25 protein-coding genes are annotated in these 25,316 nt (G+C 57.7%); 12 read left to right on the top strand and 13 right to left on the bottom strand.

Going from position 1 to position 25,316, the window contains the following annotated elements:
• Window positions 1–54 precede the first annotated feature (54 nt).
• The gene (locus LCM21_RS03470) at window positions 55–1,332 is read right to left on the bottom strand and encodes a LysM peptidoglycan-binding domain-containing protein (protein WP_224889335.1); all 1,278 of its coding nucleotides are present in this window, start codon (window positions 1,330–1,332) and stop codon (window positions 55–57) included.
• 126 nt (window positions 1,333–1,458) lie between these two features.
• On the opposite strand from LCM21_RS03470, the gene LCM21_RS03475 reads away from it, so the two are divergent.
• Window positions 1,459–2,010, top strand: a complete 552-nt coding sequence (locus LCM21_RS03475) for an LOG family protein (protein WP_224889336.1) — start codon at window positions 1,459–1,461, stop codon at window positions 2,008–2,010.
• A gap of 36 nt (window positions 2,011–2,046) precedes the next feature.
• Here the strand turns inward: LCM21_RS03475 and LCM21_RS03480 are convergent, their stop codons facing one another.
• Both LCM21_RS03480 and LCM21_RS03485 read right to left on the bottom strand, forming a co-directional pair.
• Window positions 2,047–2,496 carry a host attachment family protein gene (locus LCM21_RS03480; RefSeq protein ID WP_224889337.1) on the bottom strand — a complete coding sequence of 150 codons (450 nt, stop codon included), beginning with the start codon at window positions 2,494–2,496 and terminating at the stop codon, window positions 2,047–2,049.
• A gap of 375 nt (window positions 2,497–2,871) precedes the next feature.
• A complete protein-coding gene (locus LCM21_RS03485) occupies window positions 2,872–3,471 on the bottom strand; it encodes a superoxide dismutase (RefSeq protein ID WP_224889338.1) in 600 nt (199 codons plus the stop codon).
• A gap of 100 nt (window positions 3,472–3,571) precedes the next feature.
• Between LCM21_RS03485 and LCM21_RS03490 the strand changes: the two genes are divergently transcribed.
• A complete protein-coding gene (locus tag LCM21_RS03490; RefSeq protein WP_224889339.1) occupies window positions 3,572–4,330 on the top strand; it encodes an FkbM family methyltransferase in 759 nt (252 codons plus the stop codon).
• A gap of 33 nt (window positions 4,331–4,363) precedes the next feature.
• On the opposite strand, the gene LCM21_RS03495 is transcribed toward LCM21_RS03490, so the two are convergent.
• The 4 genes from LCM21_RS03495 to LCM21_RS03510 form a co-directional block, all read right to left on the bottom strand.
• On the bottom strand, window positions 4,364–4,930 hold the full coding sequence (locus tag LCM21_RS03495; RefSeq protein ID WP_224889340.1) for a sarcosine oxidase subunit gamma: 567 nt from the start codon (window positions 4,928–4,930) through the stop codon (window positions 4,364–4,366).
• Window positions 4,923–7,937: a sarcosine oxidase subunit alpha family protein gene (locus LCM21_RS03500; protein WP_224889341.1), complete on the bottom strand. Its 3,015-nt coding sequence runs from the start codon at window positions 7,935–7,937 to the stop codon at window positions 4,923–4,925. Before LCM21_RS03500 ends, LCM21_RS03495 begins: the two co-directional genes overlap by 8 nt.
• Window positions 7,938–7,980: 43 nt before the next feature.
• Window positions 7,981–8,310 (bottom strand): sarcosine oxidase subunit delta, encoded by a 330-nt coding sequence (locus tag LCM21_RS03505; RefSeq protein WP_224889342.1) that lies wholly within the window; start codon window positions 8,308–8,310, stop codon window positions 7,981–7,983.
• 61 nt (window positions 8,311–8,371) lie between these two features.
• Entirely contained in the window at window positions 8,372–9,616 is a 1,245-nt protein-coding gene (locus LCM21_RS03510) for a sarcosine oxidase subunit beta family protein (protein WP_224889343.1), read from the bottom strand.
• A 195-nt stretch (window positions 9,617–9,811) separates the two neighbouring features.
• Between LCM21_RS03510 and ccmI the strand changes: the two genes are divergently transcribed.
• Genes ccmI through LCM21_RS03525 form a run of 3 tightly spaced genes read left to right on the top strand, consistent with a single transcriptional unit; the run spans window position 9,812 to window position 11,743 of the window.
• Window positions 9,812–11,032, top strand: coding sequence for a c-type cytochrome biogenesis protein CcmI (gene ccmI, locus LCM21_RS03515; RefSeq protein ID WP_224889344.1), 1,221 nt, complete (start codon window positions 9,812–9,814; stop codon window positions 11,030–11,032).
• Window positions 11,029–11,493, top strand: coding sequence for a Holliday junction resolvase RuvX (gene ruvX, locus LCM21_RS03520; protein ID WP_068332118.1), 465 nt, complete (start codon window positions 11,029–11,031; stop codon window positions 11,491–11,493). The genes ccmI and ruvX overlap by 4 nt, the downstream gene beginning before the upstream one ends.
• Window positions 11,494–11,509: 16 nt before the next feature.
• Window positions 11,510–11,743 carry a DUF1289 domain-containing protein gene (locus LCM21_RS03525; protein ID WP_224889345.1) on the top strand — a complete coding sequence of 78 codons (234 nt, stop codon included), beginning with the start codon at window positions 11,510–11,512 and terminating at the stop codon, window positions 11,741–11,743.
• Window positions 11,744–11,982: 239 nt separating this feature from the next.
• On the opposite strand, the gene LCM21_RS03530 is transcribed toward LCM21_RS03525, so the two are convergent.
• The 5 genes from LCM21_RS03530 to LCM21_RS03550 form a co-directional block, all read right to left on the bottom strand.
• Window positions 11,983–12,711 (bottom strand): SpoIIAA family protein, encoded by a 729-nt coding sequence (locus tag LCM21_RS03530; RefSeq protein ID WP_224889346.1) that lies wholly within the window; start codon window positions 12,709–12,711, stop codon window positions 11,983–11,985.
• Between the two features lie 35 nt (window positions 12,712–12,746).
• Window positions 12,747–13,529: a hypothetical protein gene (locus tag LCM21_RS03535; protein WP_224889347.1), complete on the bottom strand. Its 783-nt coding sequence runs from the start codon at window positions 13,527–13,529 to the stop codon at window positions 12,747–12,749.
• Window positions 13,526–14,350 carry a sulfite exporter TauE/SafE family protein gene (locus tag LCM21_RS03540; RefSeq protein WP_224889348.1) on the bottom strand — a complete coding sequence of 275 codons (825 nt, stop codon included), beginning with the start codon at window positions 14,348–14,350 and terminating at the stop codon, window positions 13,526–13,528. The genes LCM21_RS03535 and LCM21_RS03540 overlap by 4 nt, the downstream gene beginning before the upstream one ends.
• A gap of 39 nt (window positions 14,351–14,389) precedes the next feature.
• On the bottom strand, window positions 14,390–15,427 hold the full coding sequence (gene dusA / locus LCM21_RS03545; protein ID WP_224889349.1) for a tRNA dihydrouridine(20/20a) synthase DusA: 1,038 nt from the start codon (window positions 15,425–15,427) through the stop codon (window positions 14,390–14,392).
• 157 nt (window positions 15,428–15,584) lie between these two features.
• Window positions 15,585–16,499: a LysR substrate-binding domain-containing protein gene (locus LCM21_RS03550; protein ID WP_224889350.1), complete on the bottom strand. Its 915-nt coding sequence runs from the start codon at window positions 16,497–16,499 to the stop codon at window positions 15,585–15,587.
• Between the two features lie 172 nt (window positions 16,500–16,671).
• On the opposite strand from LCM21_RS03550, the gene ugpB reads away from it, so the two are divergent.
• Genes ugpB through LCM21_RS03575 form a run of 5 tightly spaced genes read left to right on the top strand, consistent with a single transcriptional unit; the run spans window position 16,672 to window position 21,775 of the window.
• Window positions 16,672–17,979, top strand: coding sequence for a sn-glycerol-3-phosphate ABC transporter substrate-binding protein UgpB (gene ugpB / locus LCM21_RS03555; RefSeq protein WP_224889351.1), 1,308 nt, complete (start codon window positions 16,672–16,674; stop codon window positions 17,977–17,979).
• A 57-nt stretch (window positions 17,980–18,036) separates the two neighbouring features.
• Window positions 18,037–18,918 carry a sn-glycerol-3-phosphate ABC transporter permease UgpA gene (gene ugpA / locus LCM21_RS03560; protein ID WP_224889352.1) on the top strand — a complete coding sequence of 294 codons (882 nt, stop codon included), beginning with the start codon at window positions 18,037–18,039 and terminating at the stop codon, window positions 18,916–18,918.
• A gap of 20 nt (window positions 18,919–18,938) precedes the next feature.
• Window positions 18,939–19,775, top strand: a complete 837-nt coding sequence (gene ugpE / locus LCM21_RS03565) for a sn-glycerol-3-phosphate ABC transporter permease UgpE (RefSeq protein ID WP_224889713.1) — start codon at window positions 18,939–18,941, stop codon at window positions 19,773–19,775.
• Window positions 19,776–19,778: 3 nt separating this feature from the next.
• Window positions 19,779–20,834, top strand: coding sequence for a sn-glycerol-3-phosphate import ATP-binding protein UgpC (locus tag LCM21_RS03570; RefSeq protein WP_224889353.1), 1,056 nt, complete (start codon window positions 19,779–19,781; stop codon window positions 20,832–20,834).
• Entirely contained in the window at window positions 20,834–21,775 is a 942-nt protein-coding gene (locus tag LCM21_RS03575) for a glycerophosphodiester phosphodiesterase family protein (protein WP_224889354.1), read from the top strand. The genes LCM21_RS03570 and LCM21_RS03575 overlap by 1 nt, the downstream gene beginning before the upstream one ends.
• Before the next feature lie 95 nt (window positions 21,776–21,870).
• Here the strand turns inward: LCM21_RS03575 and LCM21_RS03580 are convergent, their stop codons facing one another.
• The gene (locus tag LCM21_RS03580; RefSeq protein WP_068332149.1) at window positions 21,871–22,479 is read right to left on the bottom strand and encodes a TetR/AcrR family transcriptional regulator; all 609 of its coding nucleotides are present in this window, start codon (window positions 22,477–22,479) and stop codon (window positions 21,871–21,873) included.
• Between the two features lie 139 nt (window positions 22,480–22,618).
• On the opposite strand from LCM21_RS03580, the gene LCM21_RS03585 reads away from it, so the two are divergent.
• Together LCM21_RS03585 and LCM21_RS03590 are read left to right on the top strand one after the other, a co-directional pair.
• Window positions 22,619–23,083, top strand: a complete 465-nt coding sequence (locus LCM21_RS03585; protein WP_224889355.1) for a (2Fe-2S)-binding protein — start codon at window positions 22,619–22,621, stop codon at window positions 23,081–23,083.
• Between the two features lie 3 nt (window positions 23,084–23,086).
• Window positions 23,087–25,273: a xanthine dehydrogenase family protein molybdopterin-binding subunit gene (locus LCM21_RS03590; RefSeq protein WP_224889356.1), complete on the top strand. Its 2,187-nt coding sequence runs from the start codon at window positions 23,087–23,089 to the stop codon at window positions 25,271–25,273.
• The last annotated feature ends 43 nt before the right edge of the window (window positions 25,274–25,316 follow it).

Below are 25,316 nucleotides of genomic sequence, written 5' to 3' on the forward strand. Positions count from 1 at the left end.
TCTGATCTGCGATCAGAGATAGCCCAGGCCCATCCAAGGGCCAAGGGCGCAGGATTAATCAGGTATTGTAAAAATCTGGCCGGGATAAATCAGGTCCGGATCACGGATCGAGTCCCTGTTGGCTTCAAACAGCCGCACATAGAGGATACCGTCGCCGAACCGTTCGCGCGAAATGGCCCACAATGTGTCGCCCCTTTGCACAGTGACCGACCGGATTGGCGCGTCGTTCGGATCAATCGCGGGCTCGTCCGTCGCCTCAGCGGCGCGCAGGATGTCCGGCGATTCCCGCTTGAACGGGGTTTCCAGTCGGCTGACCACGGTGCCATCTGCGCCAACCTCATCTACGCGCAGGGTATAAACGCCGGGCTCTACACCTTCCAGTTCGCTGCGCCATTTGCCATCGTTTGCCGGGGATTGATCATCCACAAGCCGGTTGTTGAGGTAAAGGCGCACCACCGAGCCATCCGGCACCCGCCCGGTCAGTTCCACCTCTCCCGCATCGGAATAGCCGATCGTGTCCAACGCCACCTGATCCGGCGCTTGCGGCAGGCTGGTCGGTCCCTGTACCAACTCGACACCGTCCTCACCCGAGCGCAGGACGGCAACCTGTTGGTCCGTCGCCTCTGGCGTCGGCGGCTCAGCAACTTGTGGTGCCTCATCCTCGACCAACTGACTGTCGGTGTCGGCTGTGCCGGAAGTCGCGGGTTTATCCGTTTCAGCGACTTCGGCGACCTCCGCCGTGTCAGCCTCGGCTGCTTCAGCGGTTGAAACCGGTTCGTCTACGGGCTCTGGCCTTGGCAAGGCTGCGATTACGTAATCATCCGATCGTACAGGTTCCTCACCCCTTGTTTCCAGCGTCAGGCCACGCGCACTATCGGAAAACGGGATTGAAACAAACTCGGCAAACTGCCCGCCGGCGTCGACCGTGAAGCTGTGCACCGTCTCACCATCCAGCAGCACGTTTACCTCGGCACCTGGCTCGGCAGAGCCGGAAAGAACCGCAGAGCCATCCGGTTCGACAAAAATCTGATCTAGCAAAAGCGTCACTTGCGGCGCAGCGTCGTCCTGCGTGTTGTCATCCGGCGGGGTTTCGGTTGCCTGCTCATCCTCGGCAGGTGTTGTGGGTTCTTCAACCGCCGGATCGGCCGCTGCCAGCTCGGTGCTGTCGTCTTCGGATTGAGCCGCAACTTCGGCCTCTGGCGCTGGCGCGTCCGGGCCGCCACCGATCATGCCGGTCAGATACAATCCACCGGCTCCGACAACAACTGCGATACCGGCGATCAAGCCCCAGACAAAAGTTCCTGAGCTTCCGCTTCCCGACTCGGCGTTCATTTTTTTCCTTTCACTCCGCAGCGCAAGTGCTTTGACCATAACACATTCTGACTGACGGTTGAGCCAATCTATCAATCCCGCTATCAGGGGTCAAAACCTCAGGCGCAACCCCGGAGAGCGATCACAATGTTTCAGAAGTCTGTTTGTGTGTATTGCGGGTCACGAAATGGCACCAATTCCACCTATGCCAACGCCGCAAGAACATTCGGGACGATGCTGGCGCAAGAAGGTTGGCGATTGGTTTACGGAGCGGGGGACGTTGGCCTGATGGGCGAGGTTGCTCGCGCGGCACAGGCCGCCGGGGGCGATACATTTGGCGTTATCCCTGTTCACCTATTGCAACGCGAGGTTGGCAAGACCGACCTGACCCGTTTCGTGGTCACGGAAACCATGCATGAACGTAAAAAAGTCATGATCATGAACGCGGACGCCGTTGTCGTTCTTCCGGGCGGGCCAGGGTCACTGGACGAACTTTTCGAGGCACTGACATGGCGGCAACTTGGCCTTCACGACAAACCGATTCTGGTAATGAATGTGGATGGATACTGGGACGCGTTGCACGAGCTTGTGCAACGTGTCATCAGTCAAGGCTTCGCGGATGGATCGCTGGCCGAGTTTATCACATGGGTCGATGATCCGACATCGGCGATGACTACGCTGCGGGGCTATCTGACCTAAACGGATTGTGATCGACCACCAGCCGCCCGACCGCGATCAAACCGCAAGGCCCGGGCCGTTTCTCAACAGGTTTTCAACCTTGTGCAAGGGCTGATTGGTGAGGGACTTGTCGACCTCGGCCACGACTTTGGCCAGTACGTCGCTGTGCAGACGTCGGCGCAGCAGGCCCAGCACGTGCGGGCTTGCGACCAGAACCAGCTTGTTGAAAGCACCCTTCAGGCCATTTCGGTTCAGCAGGTTGGCGACGTCTTGCACAAAGAGGGATTTGGCATGGATTTTCCAGTTCGGCTCTTCCATCTCGGTATCCTGATGCGGTCCGGTATCCAAGCGCTGCCCTGCCCGGTCAGCGCGCCCAGCGAGCGCATCCCGTTCCTCGACCGAGACAACAACCAGATTGGGGTCTTCGGCATCGGTGATGTTCTCAACAAACAGCGCCTTCTCTCCGTCAGAAATGACAATCCAAGTTCCCTGTTCAAGTGCGACCATCGCGCCCTCCGTTTATGAATTGTATGGCCATCGCTTTTTCATCAAATCAGGCTCGACTTTTGCACGCCCGCCGATGCGTTGCGTGTTGCCCGAATGAATTTATGTGCAGCGGAACTCACCCCCCGCTTAACCTTAGGTAAGCATTGCCGGGCCGCGTACAATCCCGTCTCAGAATGAAACTACACTAATCGGCAGGTTTTTTCCTGTCAGCCCAGGTGGCATGTTGGCTGCTCAACATAAAAACCAATTGCACTGCTTGCCTTAAATGACAGCGCCCTCTCGTTTGTTTCAAACCATGGAAGCGAATTTCGCACAAAAAAAGCCCGCCAGCGTTTCCGCCAGCGGGCCCCGAACAAACCCCATTGGGGTAAAGGTTTACATCCGCGAGGCGACGTTTTCCCAGTTCACCAGATTGTCGAGGAAGTTCGACAGGTAAGCCGGGCGCTTGTTGCGGAAATCAATGTAGTAAGAGTGCTCCCACACGTCGCACCCCAGCAGCGCGGTCTGGTTGAAACACAGCGGGTTCACGCCATTCTCGGTCTTGGTGACAGCCAGCGAGCCATCGGCGTTCTTGACCAGCCACGCCCAGCCCGAACCGAATTGACCGGCACCAGCGGCGCTGAACTGCGACTTGAACTCATCAACCGAGCCAAAGCTTTCGACCAGAGCTTTTTCCAGCTCACCCGGCATGGCATTGTCGCCAGGGCCCATCATCTCCCAGAACTGGTTGTGGTTCCAAAGTTGGCTGATGTTGTTGAAGATACCGTTTTGCGCAACGGCCGACTTGTCGTAGGTGCCAACGATGATTTCTTCCAGCGACTTGCCGTCCCACTCGGTCCCGGCGATCAGCTTGTTGCCGTTGTCCACATAGGCCTTGTGGTGCAGGTCATGGTGATATTCCAGCGTTTCCGCGGACATGCCCTTGGCTGCCAGCGCGTCATGTGCATAAGGAAGATCAGGAAGTTCAAAAGCCATCTCGGCCCCCTGTAAAATAAAAGTTGCGGTTCCCAAGGGTTAAATGCTTTGGCAACCGCCGTAGGTCAAGGGGCGAGACAAGAAAACCCGGAGGTCCGCGATGCTGACACAGGCGCGCAAGATGTTTTACCGCGCCCGCGGATACTATGCGGGCAACCTGAACGGGGAACCGTTTCGTCTTGATCCCTATCATTCGCAATTCTGGCGCAAAGCCTCGGCCGGAGCATGGGAGCCAGAGACATTTGCCGTTCTGGATCAGTACCTGAAACCCGATAGCGACTATCTGGATATCGGCGCCTGGATCGGGCCGACCGTTTTGTATGGCGCACGGCGCGCACGTCACGTCTGGTGCTTTGAGCCCGACCCTACAGCGTTCCGCCATCTGGCGTGGAATCTGGATCTAAACGAGATTCAAAACGTCTCGGCCTTTGGGGTTGCCCTGTCGGATCGCTTTGGAGTGGCACGAATGGCCTCGGTACGCGGTGAGCCTGGAGATTCCACCAGTTCGCTGCTGCATGATGGGGCGCATGGATCGGATGCGTTGACTATCGCCTGGGATCAATTCGAAAAGACAAATGACCTGTCAAAGGTTTCGCTCGTAAAAATGGATATCGAGGGGGCGGAATATATGGTTCTGCCTACGTTGATGGAATGGTTGAAACTACAACGCCCGGCGCTTTTTCTTTCAACGCACGCGCCACTGCTTGACGAGGGCAGCCGCGCGAAAAAAACTCAGGACCTGCTGGCCAACTTGTCATTTTACTCGGAATGTCGTGACACGGCTGGGCGACTGATCTCCGAAGACCAGTTCACGGAATCCGAAGCGCTTTCGCACTTCGGAAGCTATCTGTTCACCTAGCAAGACGGTCTCGCATAGGGCCGCCCATGCGGATCAATAAAACCCAACCTCACTGCCCGGTTGGGCCGCGACCTTCAGCAGTTTGAACACATAATCCGCAGCTGACCGGAAACAGACGACGCGGAACGTCTCGGCATCGTCCATCCAGAACGCGCCTGCCACTTGTGCCAAACGCGAACGGCGAATTTGACCGGGCTGGAATGCGTCAGGCGACAGATCGACCGGTGCCAGTTTACCCAGCACTTCGCGCGCATTGGGTCCGGAAACACGGAATACCGCCCGTGCGTCCGAGACGTTCACCGCCAAAGCGTGGGTTCCGCTCAGCGCGCCCGCGATATCGGCCAGCTTGGCGTTCACTTCGGCGTATTGAACCAGCACAAGCAACTCGTCCGGTGACATCCAGCAAACACCTGTGTCGCCTTTGACCAGAGCCTCACGCTGCCCGGGCACTTTTTGGCCGGTGGCATCCTTTACAGCTTTGGCCAATACCTTGTCTGACAAGTCACCACGTAAGGTTATCATGCCCTGCAGGCCGCATTCCTCGACCTTTGCGATGCCGTCATAGCTGTCGTGGTTCATTGCGCTGATGGGTTCAGACATTCTGCTTCTCCCCGTCTTTGTCATAGAAGATCGGGTCCACGATCTTGGCTTTGTAGGTTTTGCCGTCGGTGCCCGGGAATTCGACAATCTCGCCCATCCGGTCGGGGCCATGCTTGATCAGGCCCATAGCGATACCACGGTCCAAGTTGGCCGAGTAATATGTCGAGGTCACACGCCCGATCATGTTGCGCTGGCCATTGGCGTTGACGCCCGAGCCGACTGCGTAAGCTCCGTCAGGGATGACAGAACCATCCACAGTCTCCAGACCGACCAGTTTCCAGCGGTCGGGGTCGGCCATGTGGGTGCGCGAATGGGCGCGTTTTCCCAGATAGTCCTCTTTCTTTTTGGACAGCGCCCAGTGCAGCCCCAGGTCTTGCGGGATTACTGTGCCGTCCGTCTCATCCCCGATCATGATAAAGCCCTTTTCGGCCCGCAGGATGTGCAGACACTCGGTGCCGTAAGGCATCACGCCGAACTCTTTTCCGGCCTCCATCAAAGCGGTCCAGAACGCCTGACCCTGTGACGCGGGAACGGCGATTTCAAAGGAAAGTTCGCCCGAGAACGAGATGCGGTACGCACGGCAGTCAAAGTCACCGATCTTACCATCGCGCCACTCCATGAACGGCAACGCATCCTTGCTGACATCCATACCGCCCAGCTTTTCCAACACCTTGCGGGCATTGGGGCCAACAACAGCCACCTGCGCATATTGTTCTGTCACGTTGGCGACATAGACTTTCCAGTCCCACCACTCGGTTTGCAGCCACTCTTCCATATGAGCGTGGATACGTTCTGCTCCGCCGGTGGTTGTGTGACACAGCCACGTATCCTCGTCTATCCGGGCAACGACGCCATCGTCGATCAGGAAACCGTTTTCGGAACACATCAGGCCATAGCGGCATTTGCCGACCTTCAGCGTGGACATCATGTTGGTGTACATCATGTCGAGGAACTTGCCGGCATCCGGGCCTTTGACAATCAGTTTGCCCAGCGTCGACGCATCCAGCAGGCCAAGGTTTTCGCGCGTGTTCTTCACCTCGCGATTCACGGCATCATGAACAGATTCCCCGGGGCGAACGTAAGCATATGTCCGGCGCCAGTGGCCAACAGGTTCCCAATCCGCGCCGTTCTTGTCATGCCAGTCATGCATCGGAGTCCGGCGGATCGGCTGGAACACCTCACCGCGCGCCTCGCCGCCAATCGCGCCCATGGAGATCGGCGTATACGGCGGGCGGAACGTGGTTGTGCCAACCTTGGGAATCTCCGCATCCAGCGCATCAGCAAGGATTGCCAGTCCATTGATATTGCTCAACTTACCCTGATCGGTCGCCATCCCCAGAGTGGTGTAGCGTTTGGTATGCTCAACGCTCTCGTACCCTTCGCGTGCGGCCAGTTGGACGTCAGAGACTTTGACATCGTTCTGGAAATCCAGCCACGATTTCATGCGCAGGCCGATCTCGGCATTGGCGGGCATCAACCAGACCGGCTCCATAGCGGCCTCAGACGTGCTTTCGCTCTTCGGCGCTTTGGTGCTTTTCGGTTTAAACCCGGCGGCCTTGGCCGCAGCTTTGCCTGCCGCGTCAGCGTCGGTCAGAACCTCGGGCAGTGCCAGAGGACCGTTTGAGCTGCCAGCGGCCAGAACAAACCCCTCGCCATTCGCACCCAGCGGAGGGCGCGACGGATCGGGCCGGAAGTGCGCCTGCGCCTCATCCCAGATCAGTTTGCCGCCGCAATGCGACCACAGATGCACGACCGGAGACCAGCCACCCGACATGGCAACAGCGTCGCACTCAACCTCTTCGCGTGCGCCACCGATCCCCTCCTGATTGCAAATCGCTACCTTCTTGACGCGCTTGCCACCTTTGACCTTCGCGATGGCTTTACCGGGGTCGACCCGGATGCCTAGTGCGCGCGTCTCTTCGGCCAAAGGACCGGCTGTCGGACGCGCATCCACGACACGCAATACGTCAACTCCGGCCTGTTTCAGGATGATCGCCGTGCGGTAGGCGTCGTCATTGTTGGTGGCGACAATCACCCGCTCACCCGGAGTGACGCCCCAGTTCACAACATAGTCGCGCATGGCCGAGGCCAGCATCACACCCGGCACATCGTTGCCCGCAAAAGACAACGGACGTTCGATCGCGCCGGTTGCGGTGACGACCTGCTTCGCGCGAATGCGCCACAGGCGGTGACGCGGGCCTTGCGTACCGGGCGCGTGATCGCTCAGGCGTTCGTATCCCAGCACATAGCCGTGGTCATAAACGCCCGCCCCCATGCAGCGATTGCGCATCGTCACATTGTCCATTGTTTCCAGTTCGGAAACCAATTGTTCCACGAACTTATCCACAGAGTTACCATCAATTGTGCCGCCATCCACCGGGGCGCGTCCACCCCAATGCGCGGTCTGCTCGATCAGCAGAACCTTGGCACCGGATCCGGCTGCGGTCTTCGCCGCCTGAAGGCCGGCGACACCGCCGCCGATCACCAGGACATCGGTGAAGGCGTAGAAATGTTCGTAAGTGTCCGCGTCACGACTGTCCTTGTCGGGCGCCTTCCCCAATCCAGCGGATTGACGAATGAACGGCTCATAGACGTGTTTCCAGAACGGTTTGGGGTGGATGAACGTCTTGTAGTAGAAACCGGCAGGCAGGAACCGAGCCAGCGCGGTGTTCACCGCACCGATGTCATATTCGAGGTTCGGCCAATGGTTCTGCGAAACCGCTGTCAGACCGTTGAACAATTCGGTCGTTGTGGCGCGCTGGTTCGGCTCGAACCGGTTCCCCTGCCCCAGACCAACCAGCGCGTTCGGCTCTTCGGCGCCGCTGGCAACCACGCCGCGCGGACGGTGGTATTTAAACGACCGGCCCACCATCATCTGATCATTGGCCAACAGTGCCGAGGCAAGCGTATCGCCCTCATAGCCCTGCATTGAATTGCCGTTGAAGGTGAAGGTGACCTTTTTCGACCGGTCAATCAGCCGGCCTTGTTTTGCGAGACGGGTGCTCATGTTGCGGACCTTTCGCAGGCGGAATTACGGATGGCGGCGCGGATCATTCAAACTCTCTCCAGGACCAGCCGGGGCGCTTGGCGGTAATCGCGTCCTTGATGTCTTGCGGGGGTTCCGTTGTCTGTGCCGGGTAGGTTCCATACACTTCCAAGGTTTCCGTGTCGCGCGCGGCAATGAACCACTTGCCGATGCCATAGGCATGCATCCAAAGTTCGAAATGCACGCCTTTGCGGTTTTCACGAACGAACATGTAGGTTTCAAAGTCCTCGTCAGAAGACCCTGGGCCAAAACGTTTCCGATGCGCTTCGCCACCACAGTGTAGTTCGGTTTCATCCAGCATAGCACCGGTGAACGGGCATTTGAGTGTCAGCATATAGCGGTCTCCTTTTCGAAGCAGGAGCAAGAAATCGAGGTGTAAGTGCAGAGCGACGACATCAGTGCGCCACCCCTGCGGCTACGCTTTCGTCGATAAAGCGGCCCTCTTTGAAACGGTCCATCGTGAAGGCTTCGGTCAGAGGTGAATGGCCGGTCGCCATCAATTGCGCCATCCCCCAGCCCGAACCCGGAATGGCCTTGAACCCGCCTGTCCCCCAACCACAGTTGATAAAGCAGTTGCCCAACGGCGTCGTCGACAGGATGGGTGAGCGGTCGCCGGTCATGTCCACGATCCCGCCCCACTGGCGCAGCATCTTCAGGCGCGAGATCATCGGGAAGGTTTCGACCAGTGCCCGCACGGTTTCCTCAATATGGTGGAAGCTGCCGCGCTGGGTGAAATTGTTGAACCCGTCAGTGCCGCCGCCGATCACCATCTCGCCCTTGTCGGACTGAGACATATAGCCGTGCACGGTATTGGCCATCACGACCACATCCATGCAGGGCTTGATCGGTTCAGACACAAGCGCCTGCAGCGCCACAGACTCCAACGGCAGGCGGAAGCCCGCCATCTCGGCCAACTGGCCGGAATGTCCCGCAACAACGATGCCCAGCTTTTCGCAGTCAATCGCGCCCTTGGTGGTATCGACGCCGACAACGCGGCCATTTTCTGACCGAACACCGGTGACTTCGCATTTCTGGATGATGTCCATCCCCATGGCCGAACACGCACGGGCATAGCCCCAGGCCACCGCATCGTGACGCGCTGTACCGCCGCGTTCCTGCCACAACGCCCCCAGAACCGGATAGCGGGGACCGTCAATATTGATGATCGGCACCAGCTCTTTGACACGTTCGGGCCCGATCCATTCGGTCTTGACGCCTTGCAACGCATTGGCATGTGCCGTGCGCTGATAGCCGCGGATTTCATGCTGAGTCTGCGCCAGCATCATCACGCCGCGCGGGCTGAACATGATATTGTAGTTCAATTCCTGGCTCAGATCTTCGTACAATCCACGCGCCTTTTCATACAGCGCTGCTGAGGGATCCTGCAGGTAGTTCGACCGGATGATGGTCGTGTTCCGGCCCGTGTTTCCGCCGCCCAACCAGCCTTTTTCGATGATAGCGACGTTCTGGATACCGTAGTTCTTTCCCAGATAATAAGCGGTCGCCAGACCGTGCCCCCCGGCACCGACGATAATAACGTCGTACCGCTTCTTAGGTTCGGGCGAGCGCCATGCGCGCTCCCATCCGGTGTGATAGCGCAGAGCCTCCCGCGCCACAGCAAAGGCTGAATAGTGTTTCATGAGCGAATCCATCCGGTTCGGTAATTGGCGCAGATATGCAGCGTGTGAACAGTTTACCCGTGCCGGACAACGCCACAATATCGAACTATTGCGACATGGTGCCCATTATTGCGCAATCTGAACGGCTCGCGGCCATTTGTCCCTTTTTTCGGCGGGCCTACAGGTCTAAGTCAGGGCAGCCATATCGGAGAAGCCATGTCGTTCCTGGTCGTAACAATTTCAAGCGCCGTGCTGATAGCGGCGGTATTGGGCTTTTCTTTGCTGCGCGCCCGAAAATCGCGCGAGCCTGCTGCGGCCTATGACATGCGTGTCTACCGCGAACAGTTGGCAAGCGTGGACAAAGATTTGGCTAGAGGGGTCATCAGCGAGGCCGACGCAGACCGGGTACGCACAGAAATCTCTCGTCGCATTCTGGCCGCTGATGCGCAGATGCAGACTGCCAGTCAGGAAACGGGGCCGCCACGCTGGGCGAGCCTGGCTGCGTTTTCCATAGTTGCGCTTGTCGTGGTGGGCGGGGCCATCGTGATGTATCAGCAGATTGGCGCCGCCGGACGGCCGGACATGCCCCTGACCCTGCGCGTTGAACGGGCTGAAACCCTCCGGGCTGAGCGCCCCAGCCAGGCGGAAGCCGAGGCTGCAACCCCGCCCGCGCAACTGCCGCAGTTGGATGAGAATTATGCAAACCTTCTTAACCAGTTGCGCGAAACAGTTGCTGAACGTCCTGATGATCTGCAGGGCCACATCCTTCTGGCCCAACATGAGGCGAACGCAGGAAACTTCCCTGCGGCCTACAAAGCCCAGCAACGCGTGATCGAACTGTCGGGCGAAGCGGCACCTGCAGATGCCTATTCGTATATGGCAGAAATGATGATCCTATCCGCCGGCGGCTATGTCTCGCCCGAGGCGGAGGAGGCACTGAGACAGACGCTCAGCCGCGATCCTCGCAATGGCCCGGCACAGTATTACCTCGGGCAAATGATGGTTCAGGTGGGCCGCCCGGACATCGGTTATCGGATCTGGGTTGACGCGCTGCGCAACGCGCCCGCCGGTGCCCCTTGGGCTGACGCGATCCGCGAGCAGCTTGACGAACTGGCCTTCCGCGCAGGTGTCTTCAACGCACCGGATATTCCTGTCGCATCCGGCCCCAGTCAGGATGACATCGACGCCGCCGCCGAACTCAGCTCCGAGGAGCGGCAAGAAATGATCCTCGGCATGGTCAACCAGCTTTCGGATCGCCTGGCCACCGAAGGTGGACCGCCCCAGGATTGGGCACGGCTGATCGCAGCCTTGGGTGTTCTGGGCGAAGGGCAGCGCGCCATCGAGATCAAAAACGAAGCCATGGACGTTTTTGCCGGCGATGCAGACGCGCTCAAAATAATTGACGCCGCCGCATTTCAGGCCGGAATTGCACAATGATTTACAACGAATTCGAAGAGTTCGCAGCGGCGCTGCCGCCGATGACAGCGTTGATCGGCTTGGACTTGGGCGAAAAGACGATTGGCGTTGCCGTCTCGGATCGGATGCGCGGAGTGGCCAGCCCATTGGAAACCGTGCGACGAAAGAAATTCACACTCGATTCCGCCCGCCTGCTTGAAATCATTGCAGATCGTGAGATCGGAGGTGTCATTCTGGGCCTGCCAAAAAACATGGACGGCACCGAAGGTCCAAGGTGCCAGTCCACCCGTGCCTTTGCCCGCAACCTGTCGCGCCTGACCGAAGTTTCCATCGGTTTCTGGGACGAACGGCTTAGCACGGTTGCGGCAGAAAAGGCACTGCTTGAGGCGGATACGACACGAAAACGTCGCGGACAGGTTATCGATCACGTCGCTGCCGGTTATATTCTGCAAGGGGCGCTGGATCGGCTGCGCTTTCTGTAATGGGCGGAGTACGTCGATGACGAACATGGTTTGGAAAAGGAACGAGGTCGAAAGCCCTTGCGTCCAACTTTGCGTCGTACATCCGGTCGAACGGATCTGCACAGGCTGCTACCGCACCTTGGACGAAATCTCGCGTTGGTCCAAGATGGACAGCTCCGAGCGCGCAGAAATCATGGAAGAGCTGCCATCGCGCAAGCCTCGTCTGGCAAAACGCCGTGGCGGTCGCGCGGCGCGCCAGAAACAGTCATAGCCAGTATCGCGGATAGCAGGTTGTCCCGACCGGCGCCGCTGTAGGTTTGTCTGAACTTCGAGGGGAAAGTTCGTAACACTTGTGCTGAGTGAGTGGCAGCCCACAGCGGCGCTTTCGATATGTATTCCGCCGAAGTGGTAGATCGGAAGAATGCAATTGACGTAGACTTTTTCGACCCACCGATCAATAATCGGAAAGCTCACCGATCGGTAAACCTTGCGTGAGTGTCATGCGCCCCCTCATCCTGCGGCCAGCCAAGATTTGGCATTCTCGATGTCTTCGGATGCAAAGAACTGCGTTCTCGCTCCAAGAACATGACTGGCTGCCCTTTGCGCCATGCGCTGCCATGCCTTGTCGCCGACGATGGCCGCGCGATCCAGCAGGCCGACATGCTTTCGAACCAGTTGAACATGCGATGCAAGCGCTGTCAGCCCCTGCCAGCCGTCAAACTCGCGCAGGTCGACCAACAAACGAAACGCAGCCTTGCCTTGCAAGATGTTGTCCATATCCAGCTCGGCCCGTGCGTATTCCTCTGGGTCGAGTTTCCCTAGCAGGCTGACCTGGATACAAGAGCCGCCCAGATCAATCACATGGATCGCGCCCAGTGACTCGCGCATCCAGCGGCGCGCTGCTTCCAGATCGGACAGTTCAAAAACCTGAACGGGGCATGGCAGGATCGGAGCAGCCAGGCGGACACTTGTCTGCACCCAGCTTTGATCGGCAGCGACCGCGATACGGTCGAACCCGCGCCAATGGCTGAGACCAAGCTTCGTATCCGCCCAGGCTGCACCAAAATCATAGCCCTTGAATTCCGGCTGTACCACGGCCAGCAGACGAACCGTGTCATGCTCGGCCAAGGCAGCCTCGATTGCGGGCACCAGAACCGTGGTGTAATCGTTGCTGCTGACCTCTCCGGACAGTTCGACTTCGATCAGCGCGCCGTCAGAGCTTGTGTGAACAGTCATCATCGAAAACACCTCCAAACCTTAAAAATGGCGGAAGGTTAGGCGGTTTCGATCCATTCGGCCACTCCCCCGGCGCATTCCGGGCGAAAATAAGCGATCATTCGTCCGTCTGCCCCAGCCGAGGCATTGCTACCCCAAGCGGCTACTCCGTGCAGGCAATGGCGGTGTAACACATAGGACTCACCCGGTTTCGCGGGCAGTTCTACGCGGGGGCAAGTGTCGAAAACCTCACGCCGCGCGGCTTGGTAGATGTCGGTCACATCAACTTCATGCAAACTGCCCCGCACGTGTCCGTCTAGCGCGCGTTGAAAAGCGGCCCGCAGGATTTTATGGCTACCCTCCCACAAAACCATGGGGGCTGCGTCTTTGCTGGCGTCATTCAACGGAATGCCCAGTATCCAGGCGTGGGGTTCATCAACGCGCCGCCGGCGGTCTGGCCCCATCGGCCTCAGCCCGTCAACATGAGCCGCGTCACGCTTTAACCGATACCGCCCGGCACCTTCACTTTCGCCACGCCGTGGGCGCGGATAGCCCGGATAGATGACCGAGACCTGACCCTTGTGCAATGGAAGGGTGCCATACTGCGCGGTCAAGAAACTCATGGCCTGCCCGGAAAGCGGTGCTGATTGTCCCACCCTGCCTTGCGGGTCGTTTTCAAGCGCATCAACACCGATGAACCACGTCCCCTCGCAGTCGAGCCATTGAGCATGTGCCGGGTCGGTGACAGACTTGCGCGCTGCGGGCAATGCATGCCCGACCCAATCCGCCAGTACAGGATCGTACGGAAACTTGACCCAGCCCTTTTCGTCAAAATCACTCATAGACCCAACGCCTTTCGCAACATGTTCAGTGCGACCAGCGTCAAGAACACAGCAAAAACGCGCTTTAACGGTTTGGGGTCCATAGCATGGGCCAGCTTAACCCCCCATGGTGCAGTGATCGTGGTCATGGCCACAACAATCGTAAAGGCGACCAAATTGACCGCGCCGATGGTCAGGGGTGGTCGATGTTCCGGCGCGATTTCCAGAAACAAAAAGCCCAAGACCGAGGGCACCGCGATGATCACACCAAACCCGGCAGCCGTGGCAACTGCCCGATGAATTGGCGTATTGAACAGGCTCATGAGCGGCACGCCAAAGCTGCCGCCCCCGATCCCCATCAGCACAGAAAGAAATCCCACCAGCGGCGACAGCACGGCGCGACGAATACCTTTGGGCATGGCATCGCCCAGACGCCACTCGGACTTGCCCAGCCCGAGATAGGCGCCGATGACCATCCCCAACACACCGAATAAGGCTTGCAAAGCCTCGGTCCGCAGTGCCGATGCCACCAAAACACCGATGATCGCACCAATCGCGATCCCAAGCCCCCAGCCGCGCAGAATATCCCAATCCACTGCGCCCTTCTTGTTATGCGCCAAAACCGAGCGGATTGACGTGACAATGATCGTCGCCAGTGACGTCGCCAAACACAGTTGCATCAATTGCGGACCACCGTAGCCCAGCGTTTGGAAGGCATAGAAAAACGCCGGCACCAGCACGATACCTCCGCCGACACCCAGTAATCCGGCCAGCACACCCGCCAGCGCCCCGATTACAAGCAAAAGGCCCAGCATCTGGGCCAGCAACATCGTCTCGGGCATTCTTCCCCCATACCGGCCCTTGGCCGTATCTTAGTTCGTTCAAACCTCGGCCAAAGGCGCAACGTGCTCTAACGCTTGCATCATCACCTCGGGACCTGCGCCCTGATGCACGGCACCCTCGGACAAGGCCCGGCGCCAAGCCCGCGCCCCGGGACGTCCGGCGAACAGGCCCAACATATGACGGGTGATCTGATGCAAACGGCCGCCCGCGGCAAGGTGTGCTTCGACATAGGGCACCATTTTTTGAACAACTTCAATCGGGTCCGTCGCCTGCCCGCCGCCAAAGATCACAGGATCGGCCGCGGCCAGAATATCGGTTGGCTGGTGATACGCGGCGCGACCGATCATCACGCCATCCAGCCCGGCCTCAAGATGCGAACGCGCCTGTTCCAAGGACGTAATCCCACCGTTGATCGAGATATGCAGATCGGGAAACGCCGTCTTCATCCGATGCACCAGATCGTAGTCCAAAGGCGGAATGTCCCGGTTCTCTTTCGGGCTGAGACCTTGCAGCCACGCCTTGCGGGCATGAATCGTCACCCGCTCGCAACCTGCATCGCGGATCTGTTCCAGAAATGCGGGCAGAACCTCATCCGGGGTCTGCTCGTCCACACCAATGCGACACTTGACGGTCACGTCAACATCCACCGCCTCACGCATTGCAGCGACACATTCCGCAACTCGGGCAGGATCTTTCATTAACACCGCCCCGAAAGTGCCAGATTGCACCCGATCCGAGGGGCAGCCGCAGTTCAAGTTGACCTCATCATAGCCAGCATCGGCCCCAAGCCGAGCCGCTTGCGCAAGTTCCTGAGGGTCCGATCCACCCAACTGCAGCGCGACCGGGTGTTCTTGCGCGCTGTAGTCCAACAGGTGCATCGCCCCACCGCGAACCAATGCAGGCGCAGTCACCATTTCGGTGTATAGCAACGTCTGCCGGCTGAGCAGCCGATGCAGATACCGGCAGTGCCGATCAGTCCAATCCATCATAGGTGCAACGGATAGGCGCGCAGACTTGAGGACGGTGAGGTTTTCGGTCGAATACCCACGTGGTTCAGTGTCTGACGGTGTGGGCATGGCTGGTTACCGGTATAGGCTCAATAATGGTTTGAAGGGGTGGCGTCGCGGACGGGATACTGTACTGGGTCAAGTTCCGCAACTCACGAACGGGTGCTGTTAGCGTGGAAAACCCGCCTTCAGCCATGCGGCGCTCTGCGGTCGGACTGAACCTGTTTCATTGGTTTCGTGAGTCAGTCCTGAACGGCTCGAGGCTGTCGCTGAAATACTCGATGAATTCCAGCGTAACCAGGGACGGCTGCTTTAGCACTGGTCGCACCAAAGAAAGAGTATGGGTCAACACCGGCCTGAATGGTCGATAGCTTAACCCCCGCCCCTTGTATTGGATGGCGTCCAATTCACTTACGATGGAAACACCAACACCCTTTATCGCCAACTCACAAGCCGCCGTGAATTGTCTGACTTCGATATGAGAGTTCAGAGCGACATTAGCGGCTTGAAACGCCTTTGAAATACGTCCGAAAAAGTCGCTGTCGCGCCGGGTGTGGATAATGTTCTGATCTGCAAGGTCCGCTGGCGTGACTTCCGACAGGTTTTCCAGTTTATGATGTGACGGAAACACACAGACGGTTCGCACGTCTATATCCCTGCTTTCAACGGCTGGATGACCATTAAACCCATCGGTGATTCCGAAGTCATATTGCTCACCAATCATCCATTCCAGAATGCGCTCTGGCCTATCTGGTTCAATCGTCATGGTGACGGCTGGCCGGTCTTTCAGAAAACTGGCGACGACCCCCGGCAGGTGGCTGGTGGCAAACCCGGGCAAACAGGCGACACGGATATGCCCCGCCTTTCGTTGCGTAATATCCTGGCTGACATCTGAAATCTGCCCCATCAATTCCAGCACACGTTCGACGCTGGGCTGAAGATACCGTACCTCTTGGGTTGGCACCAAACGGCCCTCGCGTCGATCAAATAACTGAAAGCCCAATGATTTTTCGAGGTCTGACAGCAATCGGCTTACCGCGGGCTGGCTAACCCCCAAATCAACCGCCGCCGCCGTGACCGAGCCATTGGTCGTTACGGCCATCAAAGCCTCTAACTGACGAATTCTAAGAATTTGACTCATCCCCAATCCAAATCTGCCGCTTGATGACATAACATTATGTTATTTTTTTATCCAGTAGAATGGGCTTGAATTATATTTCTGTAACGTTAACGTCGTGAAATCGTCATGTGTGCCGTTTACGCGTTGCGGTCGGTATTCAACGAAGCATCACACCTGATGCATGGGAGGAATCATGAAAAAGAATCTGCTTGGCGCTCTTGCCGTAACAACTGCCTTGTCCCCAGTGGCGGCAATGGCGCAAACCGAAGTTCAGTTCTGGCATGCCTTCACCGGCCGCCTGGGTGAGCTTGTGAAAGCTCAGGTTGAAGAATTCAACGCCAGCCAGGATGAGTTCGTCGTGGTCGAAAGCCACAAGGGCAATTACTCGGAAACACTGAATGCAGGCATTGCCGCGTTCCGCGCGGGTGAGCAGCCGCACATCCTGATGGTTTTTGAGGTTGGCACCGCAACGATGATGTCAGCCGAAGGCGCGATCAAGCCGGTTTATGAAGTGATGGCTGAAAGCGGCGCGTCGTTTGACCCCGACGCCTATATCGGCGCTGTCAAAGGCTATTACACCACGACCGATGGCGACATGCTGTCCCTGCCCTTCAACTCTTCGACCCCGGTGCTTTGGGTCAACCGCGACGCGATGGAGGCTGCGGGCGTCGATCCTGATACCGATCTTTCCACCTGGGAAAAAGTCGGCGAGGTTCTTGATCAGCTCAAGGCCGGAGGCGAGGAATGCCCGCTGGTCACTGCATGGCAAAGCTGGATCCATCTTGAGAACCTGTCAGCATACCACGATGTTCCCTTTGCATCGCAGGACAACGGATTTGCTGGTCTGGATACCGAGTTGATGCTCAACGGTCCGGTTCAGGTCGCGCATCTGACGGCGATGGGCGATTGGGCCAAGGATGGGAAGTTCATCTACACCGGTCGCAGAAATGAAGGTGGTGCAAACTTCCGGGCCGGGGAATGCGCGCTGTTCACCGAAAGCTCGGCCGGGTATGCCGGTATCAGCTCGGAAGCTGAATTCGCGTTTGACGTGCGTCCATTGCCATACTGGGAATCAGTCGTGAGTGAGCCGCAGAACACCATTATCGGTGGTGCCTCACTGTGGGTGATGGAGGGCCACGAAGCTGACGAGTACAAGGGCGTTGGTGAATTCCTCAGCTTCCTGTCATCGTCGGACGTTCAGGCGGCATGGCACCAGAACACCGGTTACCTTCCGATTACAGCCGAAGCTGGTGAAGCCACGCGAGCCGCAGGTTTTTATGACGAAAACCCCGGCACCGATATCGCTGTGATCCAGATGACCGCGAAAGAGCCGACGGCAAATTCGAAAGGTCTGCGTCTGGGGTCGTTCGACCAGATCCGCGGCATCATCGACGAAGAGCTTGAGGCCATCTGGTCCGGTGAAAAGACTGCTCAGGAAGCAATGGACAGCGCAAAAGAACGCGGTGACGCGCTGCTGCGCCGGTTCGAATCCGCCAATTAAAAAATCGCAATCCGGTGCGGGCTCTTCGGAGCCCGCATTTCTTAGTGGGACATCAGGATGGAAAAACGCGTCACCTTTCGCGGCTGGCTTTTGCCATTGGCGCTGATCGCCCCTCAGGTCATCATTTCCGCTATTTTCTTCTTCTACCCCGCAGGACAGGCTGTTTGGCAGTCCTTGTTCATTCCTGACCCGTTTGGGCTATCGTCCCAATTCGTTGGTCTGGGCAACTTTGAGTTCCTGCTGAGCGATAAGTTCTACCGCGCATCCTTCGTGACGACTGCGGTTTTTTCAACGCTTGTCACCTTGTGTTCGATGATCCCCGCCTTGTTTCTAGCGGTTATTGCGGATCGCCTGATCAAGGGGTCAGGGGTTTACCGTACACTGCTGATCTGGCCCTACGCCGTCGCCCCTGCGGTTGCTGGCGTGCTGTGGCTGTTCATGTTCAACACGCGCGTCGGCGTCGTGTCGTGGTATCTTGGGCAACTCGGCTATGATTGGAACCACGTTCTGAACGGGACCGAGGCCATGGGTCTTGTGGTTGTCGCCTCGGCCTGGGGGCGTATCAGTTATAACTTCCTGTTTTTCTTCGCCGCCCTCCAGTCCGTCCCGAGATCGGTGATCGAGGCCGCCGCAATTGACGGTGCGCATTTCTGGCGCCGCTTCTTCACCATTGTGCTGCCGCTGCTTTCCCCCACGGCGTTTTTCCTGCTGGTCGTAAATGTCGTCTATGCCTTCTTTGAAACCTTCGGTGTGATCCACACGATCACAGGCGGCGGGCCGCAACAGTCGACGACCATTCTTGTCTATAAGGTCTTCTCGGATGGATTTGTGGGGCAGGATCTTGGGTCATCCTCGGCGCAGTCGGTTATCTTGCTGGTCGTAGTCGGCCTGCTGACCGTCATCCAATTCAAATACGTCGAAAAGAGGGTGCATTACTGATGGCCGCCCAACAACACGGAATGGTCGAAAAGCGCGGCATGGGAATCTGGCTAACCCATGCCCTGATGATCCTTGGCGTTCTGATCATCTTCTTCCCGATCTGGCTGGCATTTGTGGCGTCAACTGTAACGCAGCCAGAAATCGTCTCACCGCCGATGCCGCTGCTGCCGGGTGATCAGTTCTGGGAAAACTACAAGGCCGCGCTGTTTTCTGGCGTGAATGTCCCTGTTGCAACGATGCTGCTCAACAGCCTGGTGATGGCCATTGGGATCGCAGTGGGCAAGATCATCATCTCGCTGCTTTCAGCGTTTGCGATCGTCTATTTCCGCTTTCCGGGGCGAAGCACGTTTTTCTGGCTGATTTTCCTGACCCTCATGTTGCCGGTCGAAGTGCGGATCGTCCCAACATTTGAGGTTGTGGCGGGGTTCGGCATGCTAAACAGCTATTACGGGCTGATCTTTCCCCTGATCGCTTCGGCCACGGCCACCTTCCTGTTCCGCCAGTTTTTTTTGACAATCCCGGATGAACTGGCCGAGGCTGCCCGGGTGGACGGTGCCCGCCCGATGCGATTCTTCATTGATATCGTGGTGCCCATGAGCCGAACCAATATCGCGGCCCTGTTCGTGATCCTGTTTATTTATGGGTGGAACCAATATCTCTGGCCGCTTCTGATCACGACCGATCCTGAAATGAACACCATCGTGATGGGCATCAAACAAATGTTCCCCTCTGGCGACGATGTGGCGGAATGGCCGGTCATCATGGCCACATCCATCCTGGCGATGATCCCCCCGGTGATCGTGGTGGTATCGATGCAAAAGCTCTTTGTCCGCGGCCTTGTCGATAGCGAGAAGTAAGAAATGGCGACAGTTACCCTAGAGAATGTCAAGAAGAGCTTCGGCCCGACGGATGTTATTCATGGCATCGACATTGATGTGTCAGATGGCGAGTTCATCGTGATCGTTGGCCCCTCGGGATGCGGAAAATCCACGCTTCTGCGGATGGTGGCGGGTCTTGAAACCGTAACATCCGGCGAAATCCGGATCGGGGCGGAAAGGGCCAATGACAAAGAGCCAATGGACCGTGACATCGCGATGGTGTTTCAGAACTATGCGCTCTACCCGCATATGTCCGTGCGCCAAAACATGGGCTACGGCCTTAAGATCGCCGGGTTGCCCAAGGCCGAGATTGATCAAAAGGTGACCGAGGCTGCAAAGCTGTTGCAACTGGAGCCTTTGCTGGACCGCAAACCCAGACAGCTTTCCGGTGGCCAACGCCAGCGGGTTGCAATGGGCCGAGCGATTGTCCGCGAACCGGCTGTTTTCCTGTTTGATGAACCGCTTTCAAACCTTGACGCCAAACTGCGTGTACAGATGCGTCTTGAAATCCGAGAGCTGCAGGAAAAGCTGGGGATCACCTCGCTATACGTGACGCACGATCAGGTCGAGGCCATGACAATGGCCGACAGGATGATCGTGATGAACGGCGGTATTGCCGAACAAATCGGCACACCGCTTGAGGTTTACGAGACCCCGCAAACTCTGTTTGCTGCGCAATTCATCGGTAGTCCGGCGATGAATGTGTTTGACGCGCATCGTACGGATGGTGTGATCAGGATTGGCAATATCGCGGTTGGCCCCTCTCAGGGTCCCGATACTGCGTTAAAGCTGGGGATACGGCCAGAGCATTTGTTGCTGGATGAAAACGGTCCGCTTGAGGTCGCGGTTCAAATGGCCGAACCCCTGGGGGCAAACACCCTGTTTCACGGTCACCTGACCGGAACAGAAGGCGCTATCACGATTAGCCTGCCGGGCGTGCATCTGGTCGAGGGCCATCATTCAACAATGCGTTTCACTGTCGCGCCAGAACATATGCATCTGTTCGACGCCACATCCGGAAAAAGGCTGGAAAGCTGATGGCGTTCCCGCAGGTCGAGGCATTTCGCGGCGGTGAAAACCTGATCCGTGTCGTGGGCCATCGCGGCGCGCGCGGCGTTTTGCCCGAAAACAGCATGATCGGTTTCGACTTTACTCTGTCGATTGGCGTTCCCCTGCTTGAGTTTGATGTGGTCCTTACGGCGGACAACGTGCCGGTCATCACGCATAACCACCATCTTCACGCCCCGACATTCCGAGATGCTGACGGCCAGTTCCTTATCGGAGAAGAGCCCAAGGTCTCCTCTCTGACGTTCGAGCAAATCCGGCAGTTCGATATTGGCCGATTGGATGGCAAGACAGCCTATGGTCAGCGTTTTCCGGATCAGGCCCAGTTGGACGGGGTGCGGGTTCCAAAACTTCTAGACCTGCTCGATCTCATCAACGCACCCAAACACGGCAATGCCTATCTGATGCTGGAACTCAAGTCGGACCCTGACTTGGCTCATGACACGTCGTACAGAGAAAGCTTTGTCGGGCGTGTACTCCGGGATGTTCGGGGCACTGGCTTATCGTCGCGCACGATTTTGCACAGTTTCGATTGGAATCTGCTGGCGGAATGCCAGCGACAGGCTCCGGATCTGCCCACGTCTTTCCTGACGCAGCTTCCGGAAAACACTGATGATCCGGGCGAAGATTCATCGAAAACCATTTGCCCGGATTTTCGCGGTCTTCGTGATGACATCCCTCATTTGGTAAAAGACGCAGGGGGGGCGTTTTGGTGCCCTTACTTTGCGGATGTGACAGCTGAAAGCGTGGCGCTTGCCAAGGACCTTGGGCTTTGCGTCGTGGTTTGGACGGTAAACGAGCCGGAAGATATCAGCAGGATGATCGATCTGCGTGTGGATGCAATCGTGACCGATTATCCGGGGCGGGTGCAAAGGCATCTTTCGGATTTGGGTATGGATTGGCAGACAGCATAGCTGGTGCTGAATTTTCAGTGTTGAACTCGCAGATGTTAGAGTGACCGTGCCACCACGGAGGACCTTGGCTCGCATAGGCCGCAAGAGGGTAAATTTTACTTTTGAACGCCATAGCGGCTGATCATCATTTCAACGCTGCTTTCTATGGTCTCGGCCATCTCGGCCTCGCTTAAAACCGCGCCGGTGAACAAAAGTGGCCAGAAGGCGCGTGCTTTGATGAGGCCAATAAACTCGTGCCCCGCCTGTTCCGGGTCGTCGATCCGAAGCTGGCCATCCTCCGCCGCGTCCCGCAGCATGCCGATGAACGCCGCGGTCTTGTCCAGCTTGCTTTGCGCTTCGGCGGCCAGCGCCGGACTGCGCAAGGTTTCGCTTATCACCATTCGGGCCATCGCGATCACTTCCGGCATCATCAGGATACGGCCTTCGGCCCAAGCGAGCGCGGTCAGTTGCTCACGGATATCACGGCCTTTTTCATACCGTATCTCCACCACTTCGGCAAAGCGGCTGGACAGCTCGACCACGATGGACTGAAATAGGTTTTCCTTGCTTTCAAAATACTTATAGAGCGTTCTTTTGGACACCTCTGCCCGTGCCGAAATGCGATCCATACTGGCCGCAGCAAAGCCCTTGTCCTGGAACTCGGCCACGGCAGCTTCAATGATCTGCGCGTACTTGGACGCGTTCGGAGCACTGCACACAGTCATGTCAAAGCTATAGACCTATTGACGAATGATCGTCAAACACCAAGTAAACGTATGAGTTTACAGTGATGGTCTTTTGTGTCACTAGTAAACCCGCCAGTTTACCGATTCAGGTAACCAGCCCAACACGGAGAGTCCTCTCATGGCATTGACATTAAAATTAAATGGCGAGACCCACACGGTTGACGCCGAACCCGGCACGCCCCTGCTGTGGGTTATTCGGGATGAACTGAAGCTGACAGGAACGAAATTCGGCTGCGGTGTCGCCTCGTGTGGCGCGTGCACCGTGCATCTGAGCGGCGAGCCCGTCCGCTCGTGCCAGACCTATATTGAAGATGTTGAAGACGCAGAAATCACCACAATCGAAGCCGTTGGTCAGGACAAGATCGGCGCGGCAGTTCAGCAGGCCTGGGTCGAGCTGGACGTGGTTCAGTGCGGCTACTGCCAATCCGGTCAGGTGATGTCCGCAGTCGGGCTGCTATCCGAAAACCCCAAGCCTTCGGTCGAAGAAATCGACAGCTATATGCACGGCAACGCCTGCCGCTGCGCCACTTATCAACGCATTCGCGCCGGTATCCAGCGCGCGTCCGAAATACTGGAGGCCTGATCCATGACCATCAACACCTCTCGCCGTGGCTTTTTGAAAGGTGCCGCTGCTGCCGGTGCCGTGCTGCTGGTTGGTGCACGCCCTGATGGTGCGCTGGCGGCGGCCTCGTCTGAGGCCACTCAGTTCAACCCCTTTGTCAGGATCGACGCGGATGGAACAGTGACTGCCATCGTGAAGCACTTTGAAAAAGGACAAGGCCCGGCAACCGGTCTGCCAACGCTGATAGCCGAGGAAATCGGCCTGCGCATGGATCAGATCGAGTACGACTTTGCACCGTCGGATCCTAATGTCTATAACAACCTGTTTTTTGGCCCCTTCCAAGGCACCGGCGGATCGACCGCGATGGCAAACTCTTGGCTGCAATACCGTCAGGCGGGTGCCGCCGCGCGCGAAATGCTGATCAATGCAGCCGCTAAAAGCTGGGGTGTTGACGCCTCTGGCATCTCAATCGAAGAGGGCATCGTCAAAGCCGGAGACAAGTCCGCACCGATAGCGGAATTTGTTGCCGCGGCCGCTCAGCTGGACGCACCTGCCGAACCGCGTTTGAAAGATCCGTCCGAATTCCGTCTGATTGGCAATGACGCCGTGCGTCGCAAAGACTCGGCCATCAAGGGGAACGGCCAAGCCATCTATGGGATGGACCTGCATTTGCCCAACCAGATGGTTGCGATGATAAAGCGCCCTGAATCGCGTGGCGGGATTGCTAACGGTTTTGACGACAGCGCTTCGAAAGAGGTGAAGGGCTATATCAGTGCAGCCGTTTTGCCGAACAAGGCGGGCGTGGCCGTTTTTGCCGAGAACACCTGGGCCGCAATTCAGGCGCGCGACGCCATTGAGGTCGACTGGGACATGTCCGACGCCGAGACCCGTAACTCGGATGAGATCAAGGCCGAGATCATGGCCGCACTGGACGCTGAGCCGACCTACAACGTGAACAAGGCGGATGTTGCAGCCGTGTCTGCAGCCATCGACGAGGCGGACAAGGTGATCGAAAAAACCTTTTACTTCCCGCTGCTCGCACATGCGCCGATGGAGCCATTGAACTGCACCATCGAACAAACGGCTGATGGCACCATCGTGTTGCATGACGGCGCGCAAATGCCGACCGGCCCGCACATGGCTTATCAGCAAATCTTCGAGCTTCCGCCCGAAAAGATTCAGATCAAAACGATGCTGGCGGGCGGATCATTCGGGCGGCGCGCAACACCAGATGCGGATTACCAGGTCGAGGCTGCATTGGCATTTGCCGTCACCGACCGGTCGCGCCCGGTAAAGCTGGTCTGGACACGCGAGGATGACATCCGCAGCGGCTACTACCGCCCTGCCTTCGGCCACAAGGTCCGGGTGGGTCTGGACGCCGATGGCAACATCGTGGGTTGGCAACATCAGATAGCGGGTCAGTCCGTCATCAAAGGCACCCCGTTCGAGGCGGTTCTAGTGCATGACGGCGTTGACCACAGCTCGGTCGAAGGCGTTGCTGACAGCCCTTATGCCATTCCCGGCATGGCTGTCGGACTGACCGATACACCCAAGGCAACAACGGTTCTGTGGTGGCGGTCCGTCGGGCACACGCACACGGCCTACACGATGGAGACCATGATGGACGTGGTGGCCAAGGCGGCAGGCCGTGACCCGGTCGAATTCCGTCTGGCGCACCTGTCGGACTCTGACAACCCGGATCAGGCGCGGAAGGCCGCCGTGCTGAGACTGGCGGCTGAAAAGGCCGGTTGGGGCAACGTCCCGGAAGGGCGGTCTCTGGGTATTGCCGTGCATAAATCCTTTGGGTCCTATGCGGCTGAAGTCGTTGAGATTTCGGGTGATCCGGAAAGCGGTATCAAGATCGAAAAGGTTACCTGTGCCGTCGATTGCGGTATCGCGGTGAACCCGGACATCGTGCGCGCGCAGATGGAGGGCGGTATCGGTTACGGAATTGGCCACGTCATGCGTGATCAGATCACGCTGACAAGCGGAGCCGTAGACCAGTTCAACTTTCCAGACTATGAGCCGCTACGGATCGGTGATATCGCCGCAATCGACGTACATATCGTACCCTCCGCCGAAGCGCCCACCGGCGTGGGTGAGCCCGGCACGCCCCCTTCCGCTCCGGCGCTTGCGAATGCAATCAAAGCCATGTCAGGTATGCATATCGCTGTGCTGCCCATGGATGAAAACGGCGTAACCTTCGTATAAAGCCCGCGCTCTGCGCCCTGCCTTTGGGCGCAGAGCATTTTTC

It is taken from the genome of Ruegeria profundi, assembly GCF_020171505.1.
Classification (GTDB): domain Bacteria; phylum Pseudomonadota; class Alphaproteobacteria; order Rhodobacterales; family Rhodobacteraceae; genus Ruegeria; species Ruegeria profundi.